This window comes from Neoroseomonas lacus (assembly GCF_014644535.1).
Lineage (GTDB): Bacteria > Pseudomonadota > Alphaproteobacteria > Acetobacterales > Acetobacteraceae > Neoroseomonas > Neoroseomonas lacus.
In genome coordinates this window covers 203858-216603 of sequence record NZ_BMKW01000009.1, presented here as the reverse complement: position 1 = coordinate 216603, position 12746 = coordinate 203858, and the positions used below count along the sequence as shown (strand labels likewise).

11 protein-coding genes and 1 pseudogene are annotated in these 12746 nt (G+C 66.6%); 11 read left to right on the top strand and 1 reads right to left on the bottom strand.

Annotated elements, in window-relative coordinates; genetic code table 11:
• Positions 1 to 124: 124 nt before the first annotated feature.
• Entirely contained in the window at positions 125 to 715 is a 591-nt protein-coding gene (locus IEY36_RS18860; protein WP_188969569.1) for a glutathione S-transferase N-terminal domain-containing protein, read from the bottom strand.
• Positions 716 to 815: 100 nt separating this feature from the next.
• Between IEY36_RS18860 and IEY36_RS18855 the strand changes: the two genes are divergently transcribed.
• The 11 genes and pseudogenes from IEY36_RS18855 to IEY36_RS18805 all read left to right on the top strand — a co-directional run bounded on the left by IEY36_RS18855 (position 816) and on the right by IEY36_RS18805 (position 12731).
• Positions 816 to 1562 carry a dienelactone hydrolase family protein gene (locus IEY36_RS18855; protein WP_188969567.1) on the top strand — a complete coding sequence of 249 codons (747 nt, stop codon included), beginning with the start codon at positions 816 to 818 and terminating at the stop codon, positions 1560 to 1562.
• A 9-nt stretch (positions 1563 to 1571) separates the two neighbouring features.
• The gene (locus IEY36_RS18850) at positions 1572 to 2738 is read left to right on the top strand and encodes an MFS transporter (protein ID WP_188969565.1); all 1167 of its coding nucleotides are present in this window, start codon (positions 1572 to 1574) and stop codon (positions 2736 to 2738) included.
• A gap of 183 nt (positions 2739 to 2921) precedes the next feature.
• On the top strand, positions 2922 to 3731 hold the full coding sequence (locus tag IEY36_RS18845) for a transglutaminase-like domain-containing protein (RefSeq protein ID WP_188969563.1): 810 nt from the start codon (positions 2922 to 2924) through the stop codon (positions 3729 to 3731).
• A 195-nt stretch (positions 3732 to 3926) separates the two neighbouring features.
• Positions 3927 to 4706, top strand: a pseudogene (locus tag IEY36_RS18840) (IS5 family transposase); the annotation flags it as partial.
• A 579-nt stretch (positions 4707 to 5285) separates the two neighbouring features.
• Positions 5286 to 5822, top strand: a complete 537-nt coding sequence (locus IEY36_RS18835; protein ID WP_188969562.1) for a hypothetical protein — start codon at positions 5286 to 5288, stop codon at positions 5820 to 5822.
• 673 nt (positions 5823 to 6495) lie between these two features.
• The gene (locus tag IEY36_RS18830) at positions 6496 to 8088 is read left to right on the top strand and encodes an ABC transporter substrate-binding protein (RefSeq protein WP_188969559.1); all 1593 of its coding nucleotides are present in this window, start codon (positions 6496 to 6498) and stop codon (positions 8086 to 8088) included.
• Positions 8089 to 8100: 12 nt separating this feature from the next.
• The gene (locus IEY36_RS18825; RefSeq protein ID WP_188969557.1) at positions 8101 to 9048 is read left to right on the top strand and encodes an ABC transporter permease; all 948 of its coding nucleotides are present in this window, start codon (positions 8101 to 8103) and stop codon (positions 9046 to 9048) included.
• Positions 9049 to 9059: 11 nt separating this feature from the next.
• Positions 9060 to 9959, top strand: coding sequence for an ABC transporter permease (locus tag IEY36_RS18820; protein WP_188969555.1), 900 nt, complete (start codon positions 9060 to 9062; stop codon positions 9957 to 9959).
• A gap of 5 nt (positions 9960 to 9964) precedes the next feature.
• Positions 9965 to 11029, top strand: a complete 1065-nt coding sequence (locus tag IEY36_RS18815; protein ID WP_229681425.1) for an ABC transporter ATP-binding protein — start codon at positions 9965 to 9967, stop codon at positions 11027 to 11029.
• A complete protein-coding gene (locus IEY36_RS18810; protein ID WP_188969551.1) occupies positions 11026 to 12027 on the top strand; it encodes an ABC transporter ATP-binding protein in 1002 nt (333 codons plus the stop codon). Before IEY36_RS18815 ends, IEY36_RS18810 begins: the two co-directional genes overlap by 4 nt.
• Positions 12027 to 12731, top strand: a complete 705-nt coding sequence (locus IEY36_RS18805; protein WP_188969549.1) for an isochorismatase family protein — start codon at positions 12027 to 12029, stop codon at positions 12729 to 12731. Before IEY36_RS18810 ends, IEY36_RS18805 begins: the two co-directional genes overlap by 1 nt.
• The last annotated feature ends 15 nt before the right edge of the window (positions 12732 to 12746 follow it).

Sequence of the window (12746 nt, the reverse complement as noted above, 5' to 3'; positions counted from 1 at the left end):
TCCGGCGCGGGCGCCCGCGAAGAAGGCAGGTATTGCCCGCGCCGGGTGCGGGTCATGCATCAATGCGCCACCGGGCCGATGCCAGCGGTGGACATGCGCGCGCGGGCGCATGTCCAACCAGGGTTCAGGCCGGCGGCATGCTCTGCGCCATCGGCGGCATCGCCACCACGCGCTCATACCACGCCGCAAGCTTCGGGTGGCCCGGACGCCAGGGTTCATGCGGGTAGCGGAAATCGAGGTAGCCGAGCGCGCAGGCCACGGTGATGTCGCCGATCGTCTCGAGGTCGCCGAGGGTCTCGGCTTCAAGCGCGGCCAGGGCGCGGGTAACCTTGCCCTGCTGCGTCGCGATGTATTCCTTGCGGCCATCGTCCTGCGGCAGCGCGACTTCGCGCCGACGCGGCTGCGTCGCGTCCAGGATGCCGTCGCCGAGCGCTTCGAGCGTCAGCGCCTTCCACCGCGCCGGGCTGGCGGGCGGGATGCAAGGCGGCGCATCGCCCAGGCTGTCGATGTATTCGCAGATCACCGGGCTGTCGTAGAGCACCTGGCCTTCATCGGTGACGAAGGTCGGGATCTTCGACAGCGGGTTCACCGCGGCGAGCTCGGGAGCGGTGGTGCCCACCTTCCACAGCTCGATGCGACTGTCCACGCCACGCTTGATGGCGAGCGCCCAGCATTTGCGGACATAGGGGCTGGCGGGCGAATAGGCGAGCTTCATGCGGCATTCCCTCCGTGGCGGATGGCCGACTGTCCCCCGCCCATCGCCATTCGTCCAGACGGGGGCTAGCCTGCCGGCACAACGCGGCGGGGGAACGACCATGATCGAGAGCATCGAGGACATCGCGACGCGCGACGGCGCGATGGAGACCTTCATCGTCCGGCCCGAACGCGGCGGCCCCTGTCCCGCCGTGCTGATGCTGATGGACGCGCCGGGCATCCGCGAGGAGTTGCATGACATGGCCCGGCGCCTCGCGACCGTCGGCTACTGCGTGCTGTTGCCGAACCTGTATTACCGCGCCGGGCGGAACACCACGTTCGGCCCCGGCGTGCTGGTGATGGGCGACCCGGAACGCGACCGCATGCGCGCCATCCGCACGAAGATGACCATCCCGCCGGTGATGGGCGATGTCGCCGACATGATCGCGTATCTCGACCGCAGCGGCATCGCCGCGCCCGGCCCGATCGGCGTGCACGGGTACTGCATGAGCGGGCCCTTCGCGCTGGCCGCCGCGGCGCGGTATCCGGGGCGCGTTGCCGCCGCGGCGTCGTTCTACGGCACCTGGCTGGTCAGCGAGGCCGAGGAAAGCCCGCATCTGACGCTCGGCCAGGGCCATGCCGAGCTGTACATTTCCTGCGCCGAACATGACGAGCTTGCACCGTTGCCGATGGTCGCCGAATTGCGCGCGTTGTTCGAGGCCTCGGGCGCGGCGGGCGAGTTGGAAATCCACCCGGCGGTGCATCACGGCTTCGCCTTCCCGCAGCGGCATTGCTACGATAAGCCGGCCGCCGAACGGCATTGGGAACGACTTATCTCGCTGTATCGGCGTCGGCTGGACGGGGGCTGAGGCACGATCGTGCCGACACTGCCCTGGGCGCTGCTCGCGGCCGCCTGCCTTGGCATGTTCGCCGCGTCGTCCTCGGGCACCACGCGCGCGCCGTTCCTCATCGAGATGGCGCGCGACCTGTCGGCCAGCCTGCCGATGGTGGCGAACCTGATGGCGGCGACGTCGATCTCCTGGGGCGTGTCATCGGTCTTCGCCGGCACGGCGTCGGATCGCTGGGGGCGGCGGCCCTTCCTGGTCGGCGGGCCGCTCGGGCTGGCGGCCTGCCTCGTCTGCCTGTCGCTGGCGCAGAGCTTTCTTGGCGTGGCGTTCTGGGCGACGGTGGCGGGTGCCTTTGCCGGCGGCTTCACCGGCGTGATCATGACCGAAGCCTCGGCGCGCACGGCCGATCGTCAGCGCGGGCGGGCGCTCGGTTGGGTGATGGCGGGGCAGTCGCTCGCCCTGCTGGTCGGCGTGCCGCTGGCGGCCTGGATCGGGTCCTCCATTGGCTGGCGCGGCGTCAACCGCGTGGTGGCCAGCGTCGCGGTGCTCGCCGCGATCGGGTTGTTCGTGACCACGCTGCGGCCGCCGGCGGGCAGCGCCTCGGGGGCACAGCCCGCGCGGCCCAGCATGCGCAGCGCTATGACGGGGCCGGTGCTGCGGCTTCTCTCGATGGGTGTGGCGGAACGTGTCTGCTACGGCCTTACCGTGGTCTATTTCGCGACCTTCCTGCAGGCGACCTATGGGCTGACGCCGGCGGGGGTGGCGATCCCGCTGGGGTTGGTGGCGCTGGGGAATATCCTCGGCACCATCATCGGCGGCCAGGCGGCGGATCGCTTCGCGGACCGGTCGCACACCTTCGCCATGGCGATGATCGGCTCGGGCGGCGCGGCGCTGGTGCTGTTCAGCTGGACGCCGGGCCTCGCCGGCACGGTGGCGCTCGGCTTCGCCTACGCCACCTTCAGCGCGATGTCGCGGCCGAGCCTCATGGCAGCCCTCGCCAATGTGCCCGACGAGGTGCGCGGCACGGTTCTGGGGCTGAATGTGACAGCGGCGAGTCTCGGCTGGCTTGGGGCCGCCACGCTGGGCGGCTGGATCATGGCCGAGATCGGTTTCATCGGCTTCGGCCCCTTCGCCATGGCCGTGGCGCTGCTCGGCGCCGTATTGGCGCTGACGGGGCGCAACCATCGCGCGGGCTGACGCGTCTTACGGCACAGGGGCACGACGTTGCCCGCCGTAATGGCAGAGACGTCGGGCCGACATGGATGGACAGCCAAAATTCCGGTTGAGCCGCTGGCCCTGTGATACGGTGACCGGGTCACTAGCCGATGCGCCTTGACGATGGGTGTCCATCTCCCGGCCAATGACCACGAAGGATCTTTCATGCATATCAGTGCCGGCTGCCAGATCATCTACGACTGTCCGCAGCCGACGCCTATGCTGCTGACCATCAGCCCGCATCCGTCGCGGCTGCCTGACCTGATCGGGCCGCATCGGATCAGCTTCGATCCGCCGCTGCCGTTCCTCGACTACACGGACGGCTTCGGCAATCGCTGCACGCGCATCGTGGCACCGCTCGGGCGGACGACCATTTCCACGAAGCTGGTGGTGCAGGATTCCGGCCAGCCGGACCGGCTGGTGCCGACGGCCTGGCAGCGCCCGGTCGAGCAATTACCCGATGAGATCCTCGTCTACCTTCTCGGCAGCCGGTATTGCGATACCGACAAGCTGACCGAGGTCGCCTGGCAGATGTTCGGCCACGGCCCGACCGGCTGGGCGCGGGTGCAGGCGATCTGCGACTTCGTCCACAACCACATTGAGTTCGGCTACGAACATGCCAGCGCAACGCGGTCGGCCTCGGAGGCCTTCGCGGTTCGCCGCGGCGTCTGCCGCGACTACGCGCATCTGGCAATCACGCTGTGCCGCTGTGTCAATATCCCTGCGCGATACTGCACCGGGTATCTCGGCGATATCGGCATGCCGCCGCCCTATGGCGTGATGGATTTCGCCGCCTGGTTCGAAGTGTATCTTGACGATCGCTGGCATATCTTCGATGCGCGCAACAACGAACCGCGCATCGGGCGCATCCTGATGGCGCGTGGGCGCGACGCGACGGATGTGGCGATCGTGACGACGTTCGGGCCATGCACGCTGGCGGGATTCACGGTGTTTACGGATGAGCTGGTGGGGTGACCCGGACGGAGAGGGGCCCTGCCCCTCTCCGAACCTCACCCCGCCAAGGGCCTTAGGGACCATCCGAGAAGAGGTTGAATCTGTTGAATCGGATGTGATTCGCTGTCGCTACGTTCGATTCGCGGGGGCGGGCTGACATGGACAGCGGAACATCGACGAGCAGCGGACCGGCGCGGGCTGCGCTAGCCATCTGACCTGACCGACGACAATGGGCGTTGGTGGAGCCGCTGATCCGCCCTGCGAAGCGCGGTGGCAGGCGGCGTAGCTTGGATGTGCGCGAGGTGCTGAACGCGATGTTCTATGTGCTCTCCACCGGCTGCCAGTGGCAGGCGCTGCCCAAGGACCTGCCGCCGAAGAGTACGGCGTGGGGCTATTTTTCCTGACGGGAATGGGAAGGAACCATCGAACGCATCCATCATGTCCTCTATGTCCAGTGCGCGAGCAAGCGGGACGTGAGGCGAGCCCGACAACGGCCATCATCGACAGTCAGACGGCGAAGGGTGCGCAAAAGGGGGGCTCTACGCTTGACCCGTCGGGCTACGACGCAGGCAAGATGGTCGTCGGGCGCAAGCGCCATCTCCTGACCGACACCATCGGGATGCTGCTCGCTGTCATCGTGCATCCCGCCAGCGTGCAGGATTGCGGCGGGGCTGAACCGCTAGTGCGTCAGGCGCGCAGGCTGTTCCCCTTGGTCAAGCGCATCATCGGCGATGCCGGCTATCAGGGCCCGAAGATGGCGGCCTGTGCCGCACGCACCGGCACATGGAAGATCGAGATCGTGCGCCGTTGCGACCGCCATCGCTTCGTCGTGCTGCCCAAGCGCTGGATCGTCGAGCGCACCATCGGCCTCGAAGCAGTGTTTCGAGCAACCGAAACCGCTGCCTCGCGCGGGACTTCGAGCGACACTGCCGCATCGCTGCAGCGTTCGTCCGCTTGGCCATGATCCGCATCATGCTCCGCCGTCTCGCAGCAATCCCTCAGCATGAAGTAGAACTTCACGGAGGGGCTCGAAGATTCGATCCTGCCCTATTCACGAAGCACAGGCCCGCCCGAAGCGTAATCTCTGGCATCAATATTGTTTATAATGAACGACTACATAGATTTAATATTTCCGCGTGTCTCCTGTATCATGCTCTGTCCTATTTTCTGCAATGCTGACTTATGAATTCGGATGACCGTCACCGTTTCGAGCACATCGCGACTCTGCGTGTTGCAACGCCAGGAATCGCAATACCCATGTTTCGTACTCTTCCGCGAATATATTGGGGGGGGCAAGAGCCGCACGCATGATGGGAGCTGCCGTGTCAGACGGATCGCGCATAAGCCCCGCAGCGTGTGCGGAGTTGTCCGGCCTTGAAGGATGCGTGTTTGGTCTATAATTACCCTAGGTATTGACTTCACGACGCTGATGGCGACGACTGACGGCTGTATTGAGCGTTCGGCATCATCTCAGCAGTCGCCAGCCAGGAACCACCTTCTCAGCGTCGCGCCGTTGCGGCGCCAGGAACAGCGCCAACCTGCGCCAGAGAATCGCTTCGCAAACCATGAGGACCCATGTCCGACATTGATCGCGTCTTCTCCCGATTTGGCGGGAAGAAGCCTGAGTCGAGCGACAAGCGTGAATTGCTGAACATCCCCCGGAAGGGTAGCGCCATGGGAAGCCGTGTCGTCGAGGTCGTGCATGTGCGATCAGGCGGCATGTCATCCAGCAAAGGGCAGCCGCGGCGATTGACCTTGAGCGACCGTTCCGAGACTTGGGAACAGGGCTTTCCCGCAAGGCCGCCGGTCTTGCTTCCCGCCCCTGCCGAAGCGGAATCGCCGGCCGTCGCGAAACCGGTCACCCATGTCATGCCAATGTGGGAGCCGACGGCCATTTCGGTTGATGCACCGACTACGTCAGTCGAAGACCCGCCCCCCGTGGCAAGCCGTGCCGCCGATTCGCCACACCACGTGTCGAAGCGCAAACCGGCCAGACGCGTCGCTGACCCGTTTGACGCTGACGACGATGCCGCGAACTGCATGCGCTGTGGCTATGCCGTCGAGTCGGCAAGAGACAAGCGCGGGCTGATGACCTGCGCGGCGTGCGGATAGGGCTGGCCTGTCACGGCCCTTTGATGCCGGGAACTTCGCGGCTGTATGATCGCGGCCCGACGACCGCACAGACAACTGCGATGACGACGCCCACGCTGACGGAGCAATGCCGCGCAGGCTGTCCATCGGCGCGACGCAACCCTGTCTCCCTTGCGACCGCGGGCTCCGGTGGCGCGCAGATGTCACTGACATCGGGGTCTCGAATCGCATACCAGAGCAGCCCGCCCAATCGGATCCAGGCCACCCCCGCCTTAGATGCGCCGGAGCCTCTGAGCAGCCTCACCTTCTTTCTTCAATATTGAGGCGATGAGCAGCTCGGCATCCGAGGCATAGCCACCCGGCGTGACCTTGACCTGAACCGCGTACCGTTTCCGGAAGGCTCCAGCGATGCCTTCGGGGGCCCGGCCGACTGGGCAGAGCCCCACGCCAGACAGCAGCCCGCGAACCTGGCCCGTCGAGAAGGGTATAAATCGCACCATCAATGCTCTCTCTTCACGCATTTTGCCGACATTTGCCTCATTCACAGTGGCCTCATGGCATGTTGAGCTATTTTTTGTGCATTTCCTTTGTTGCTACCATGCCTCCTTCGGCTACGCTGCGGTGCAACAAGCTTTGCGAGGAACACGTCCGACACGCCGGCCCATTCCGCCGGTTCGCCGCGCAAGGAGCTGCCATGATGAAGCGTTTGACCTTCTGTCTGGGCGCCGTCGCCGTGCTTGCCACCGTCTCCACGCCGCCGGCTCTCGCACAGCCCGAAACCGTGTTGCGCGTTGCGATGACCGCCGGCGACATCCCGCTGACCGCCGGCATGCCTGACCAAGGCTTCGAAGGCTGGCGCTTCGTCGGCTACAATCTCTATGACTCTCTGGTGTTGTGGGACCTGTCGCGCGACGACCGGATTGCCGACATCAAGCCCGGTCTCGCGACATCCTGGACGATCGACCCGAACAACACCCGGCGCTGGATCTTCAATATCCGCCAGGGCGTCACCTTCCATGACGGCTCGCCGCTCACCGCCGCCGACATCGCCTGGAATTTCGAGCGGCTGACCCGCGAAGGCGCACCGCAATTCAATGCGCGGCAATTCGCCTTCGCCCGTGCCTATCTCGGCAATTTCGACTCGCTCGAAGTGGTGGACGACCACACCGTCGCCTTCATCACCAAGCAGCCCGACAGCCTGTTCCCCTACAGCCTCAGCTTCCTGATGATGGTCAGCCCGCGCCGCTCGGCCGAGGTGAACAACGACGCCGACGCCTTCGCGCGCAATCCGTCGGGCACCGGCCCCTATCGCTTCTCGCGCATGGTGCCTGGCGAGCGTCTCGAGCTGGTGCGCAACCCCACCTATTGGGACACGGCGCGGGTGCCCAAGCATGACCGCCTGGTCCTGTTGCCGATGCCCGAGGCCTCGACCCGCACCGCCGCGCTGCTGTCCGGCCAGGTGGACTGGATCGAGGCGCCGGCACCCGATGCCATCCCGCGGCTGCGCTCCTCGCGCATGCAGATCGTCACCAACCCCTATCCGCACAACTGGGCCTACCAGCTCAACTTCGTCGATGGTCCGTTCGCCGACGTCCGGGTCCGCCGCGCCGCCAACTACGCGCTGAACCGCCCGGACTTCCGCGAGATGCTCGGCGGCGTCGCGCTCGAATCCTACGCCAACATGCCGCCGTCGAGCCCGTATTACGGCAACCCGGTGCGCTACGAGTACGATCCTGCCCGCGCTCGCGCCCTGCTGCGGGAAGCCAACTGCCTGCCCTGCCGCGTCACCTTCGCCATCTCCACTTCAGGCTCGGGGCAGATGCAGCCGCTGCCGATGAACGAGCTGGTGAAGTCGCAGCTCGAAGCCGCCGGCTTCCAGGTCACCTTCCAGGTGATGGACTGGAACGCGCTGCTGCAAGTCGGCCGCGAAGGACGCGAACGGCACCAGGACGTGCACGGCATCAACATCAGCCGCGCGTTGCAGGACCCGTTCAACGCCCTGATGCGCTTCACCTGGACGCCGCAATTCACGCCGCGCGGTTCCAACTGGGGCCATTATTCGAGCCCCCAGATGGATGCGCTGATCGACCGCGCGCTGGCGACCTTCGACCCGGCTGAACGGCTGACGGTCCTGACCCAGATGCACGAGAGGATGAGTGAGGACGCCGTCATGCTCTGGGTGGTGCATGACCTGAACCCACGCGCCCTGTCGCCCCGCGTGCGCGGCTTCGTGCAGGCGCAGAGCTGGTTCCAGGATCTCACGCCGATCACCATCGCGCCGCGCTGAAGCGAGGCCGCGATGTTCGGCTATGTGGTGCGCCGGCTGCTGTCGGCGGTCCCGATCGCCCTCGGCGTCTCGATGGTCTGCTTTGCGCTGGTCTATCTGGCGCCGGGCGACCCGGTGCAGACCTTGCTGCCACCCGACGCGGATGCCGAGACGGTTGACCGGCTGAAGGCGCTCTACGGCCTCGATCGCCCACTGCCGATCCAGTATCTCGACTGGCTGTGGCGGGTGGCGCATGGCGATCTCGGCCGTTCGATCGCGACCGGACGCGAAGTCTCCAACGAGATCGCCCGCTCGCTCGGCAACACCGTGCTGCTGGCAGCGCTCTCGGTGTTGATCGCCTTCTCCATTGCCTTCGTGATGGGCACCATCGCCGGCCGGCGCGTCGGCACCGTGGTGGATCGGCTGGTGACCGGCGTCGCGGTGCTTGGCGTCTCGATCCCGAACTACTGGCTGGGCATCGTGCTCGTCATCATCTTCGCCGTGGAGCTGATGGCGCTGCCCGCCTCCGGCATGGCCAGCGACCACTTCGATCCCACCAGCTGGGATCACCTGCAATACCTGGTGCTGCCCGTCTTCACCCTGTCAATGATCCCGGTCGGCATCATCGCGCGCACCACGCGCGCCGCGGTGTCGGAGATGATGAACCAGGAATTCATCGTCACGCTGCGGGCCAATGGCGTGCCGGAATGGCGCGTCCTGCGCCACGCGCTGAAGAACGCGCTGCCGCCGATCCTGGCGGTGATGGGGCTGCAGTTCGGCACGCTGATGGGCGGCTCGATCCTGGTCGAGACGGTCTTCAGCTGGCCCGGCAGCGGCTATCTGCTGAGCAAGGCGATCCTGACCCGCGACATCCCCGTCCTGCAGGGCACCATCCTGGTGCTCGCGTTGATCTTCGTCGCGACCAACCTGCTCGTCGATCTTCTGCAATCCTCGCTCGACCCGCGCATCCGGCGCGCGTGAGGCAGAACGCCATGTCCACCACCACCGCCACCGCCTCACCCCCCGCCACCATCAACGCGACGCCACCCAGGCAGCGTGGCTATTGGGGCAATGTCGGCTACCGGTTGCGCTATGACCCGGTAACGCTGCTCTTCGGGACAGTGCTGCTGCTGATCATCCTGTGTGCGATCTTCGCACCGCTGATCGCGCCCTTCGATCCGTATCAGGAAAGCATCATCCGCCGTCTCAAGCCTCCGGGCTACCGCGGCCACATTCTCGGCACCGACGAGCTGGGACGCGACGTGCTCTCGCGCATCCTGTTCGGCGGGCGGATCACCCTCACCATGGGTATCCTGCCGGTGATGGTCGCGACGCTGATCGGCGGCGGCCTCGGCGTGCTGGCGGGTTTCGCCGGCGGGCTCATCAATGCGCTGATCATGCGCGTGATGGATGTGTTCTACGCCTTTCCCTCCGTGCTGCTGGCGGTCGCCATCTCCGGCGCGATGGGCGGCGGTGCCGTCAATGGCATGATCGCGCTGACCCTGGTGTTCATCCCACCGCTCTGCCGCGTCGCCGAGACGGCGACGACGCAGGTGCGCAACCTAGACTTCGTCGATGCTGCAAAGGCGACCGGCGCACCGCTGCGCCTCGTGCTCTGGCACCATGTGTTGGGCAATATCCTCGGGCCGGTGCTCATCTATGCGTCCAGCCTGGTGTCCGTCAGCATCATCCTCGCTTCGGGCCTGTCCTTCCTCGGCCTCGGCGTCACGCCGCCCGAACCGGATTGGGGGTTGATGCTCAATGCACTGCGCCAGGCGATCTATATCAGCCCCCTGGTCGCAGCCATGCCGGGTATCGCGATCCTCATCACCTCGATCAGCATGAACATGGTGAGTGACGGCCTGCGCTCGGCCATGGACGTCAGGAGCTGATGCCGATGGATACCAGCACCACCCTCGCGCCCATCGATGCGCGCGACCGCGGCGGCCCGCGCCAGCCGCTGCTCATCGTGCGCAACCTGCGCAAGCATTTCCCGATCCGCAGCGGCGTGCTGGGGCGCGTCTCCGCCCATGTCCGCGCCGTCGACGGCGTCTCCTTCACCGTGATGAAGGGGGAGACGCTCGGCATCGTCGGTGAATCCGGCTGCGGCAAATCCACCGTCGCCCGGCTTCTGATGCGGCTGCTCAAGCCCGATGGTGGCGAGCACATCTTCGACGGTGAGGCGGTCGGCGAGGCCGGCGGTATCAGCGTCGCCGAGATGCGCCGGCAGGTGCAGATGGTGTTCCAGGATTCCGCCTCCTCGCTCAATCCGCGCATGCCGGTGCAGGGTTCGGTGGCCTTCGGGCCGATCGCCTTCGGCACGCCGCGCGACCGGGCCTTGGCGCAGGCGCGTCAGTTGCTCGCCAAGGTCGGGCTCGACCCGGTGTTGTATGGCGGGCGATATCCGCACGAACTCTCCGGCGGGCAGAAGCAGCGGGTGAATGTCGCCCGCGCCCTGGCGCTCGACCCGCGCATGGTGATCCTGGACGAAGCGGTCTCGGCACTCGACAAAAGCATCGAGGCCCAGGTGCTGAACCTGTTGCAGGCGCTGCGGCGCGAATTGCAGCTCACCTACGTCTTCATCAGCCACGACCTCAGCGTGGTGCGCTGGATCAGCGACCGGGTGATGGTGATGTATCTCGGCGAGGTGGTGGAGATCGGGCCCTCGAACGCTATCTACGAGACCCCGAAGCACCCCTACACGCGCGCCCTGCTGGCGTCGCGCCCCGCCCTCGACCCCGACAACCGGCGATTGGAAGCGCCAGTCAGCGGCGACCCGCCGAGCCCGATCAACCCGCCCTCCGGCTGCCGCTTCCACACCCGTTGCCCCTTTGCCGAACCGGTCTGCAGCGCCCGGGCGCCGGCCCTGGGGGAGGGTGATGTCATGGCGCATCTGGCCGCCTGCCACATGCAGGATGCGGCCTCCGGCCACAGCAAGGCCGTGCGGGAGATCCGGCATTGAACGCATCCGGCAAGACCGGCCCGCTGGTCGAGGTCGAGGATCTCTCGGTCAACTTCGTGACCCGCGAGAGCAATGTGCGCGCCGTCAACGGCGTCACCTTCACCATGATGCCCGGCGAGGTGCTGTGCGTGCTCGGCGAGAGCGGCAGCGGCAAGAGCGTGACGATGCGCGCGCTGATGCGCCTGCTGCCGCCGAAACGCAGTGTCATCACCGGCAAGATCCGCGTGGCCGGGGAAGATGTGCTGGCGATGAGCGAAGCCGCGCTGCGGCGCATGCGCGGCGCCACCGTCTCGATGATCTTCCAGGAGCCGATGACCGCCTTCGACCCGGTGACGCGCGTCGGCGACCAGATCACCGAGGTGATCCGCCTGCATCGCGGCGTCAACCAGGCCGCGGCCCGCCAGCGTGCACTCGACCTGTTCGAGCTGGTGCGCATCCCCTCCGCGCAGCAGCGCCTCGACGCCTATCCGCATGAATTGTCGGGCGGCTTGCGGCAACGCGCGATGATCGCCCTGGCGTTGTCCTGCGAACCAAAGCTGTTGCTGGCCGACGAGCCCACCACCGCGCTCGATGCGACGGTGCAGATCCAGGTACTGATCCTGCTGCGGCGCCTGCAACAGGAACTCGGCATGTCGGTGATCTTCGTGACGCACGACCTCGGCGTGGCCGCCGAGATCGCCGACCGCGTCGCCGTCATGTATGCCGGTCGCGTGGTCGAAAGCGGCCCGGTGCGGGACGTGCTGCGCTCCCCACTGCATCCCTATACCGCCGGCCTGCTCGCTTCGACCGTGCATGACCAGCCACCCGGGCGCGACCTGGAAACCATCCCCGGCGCGCCACCCGACATGCGCAACCTGCCTCCGGGATGCAGCTTCGCCCCGCGCTGCAGCCTGGCCGGCGACGATTGTCGCACGACCACACCGCCGGCGATCGAAGCGGCACCGGGACGGATCGCGCGCTGCCTGCGCGTGCATGCGCCCGAGGCGGCGCTGGTCTGATGGCGCATCGCGTCAACATTCCCGACAGCGTCGTCGAACGCGTCGTGCGGCGCTGCGGCACCGCGCATCCCTTCGCGCGGCTCGATGCCGCACGCACCGCGCTCGTCGTCATCGACATGCAGAACGGGTACATGCGCGCTGATGTCGGGCATTCCTGCGTGCCGACCGCGTCGCTCATCGTCCCGACCATCAACCGCCTGGCAACGAGCCTGCGCGACGCCGGCGGGTCGGTGTTCTGGGTGCAGAACGCCTCCGATGAACGCTCGCGCGAGGAGTGGTCTGTGCTCGAGGAACAGGCGAGCCCCGCTCGGCGCGCCGCGCGCATCCGATCGATGACGCCTGGCAGCCCCGGCCATGCCTTCTGGCCGGAACTCGATATCCGCGATGGCGACGCCATCGTCCCGAAGCATCGCTACAGCGCCTTCATCGCCGGCGCATCGGACCTCGAGGCGCGGCTCCGGGCGCAGGGGATCGACACTGTGCTGATCGCCGGCACGCTGACGAATGTCTGCTGCGAATCCTCGGCGCGCGACGCGATGATGCTGAACTTCCGCACCGTGATGGTCGCCGATGCGAATGCCGCGATGACGGATGCCGAGCACAATGCCTCGCTGATCAACTTCTACCTCTCCTTTGGCGATGTCCTCGACACCGCCGAGATCGAAGCGGGTCTCGTGCCCCAGGCACCCACCCGCGCGCCCTGAACTGACAGGAACTGC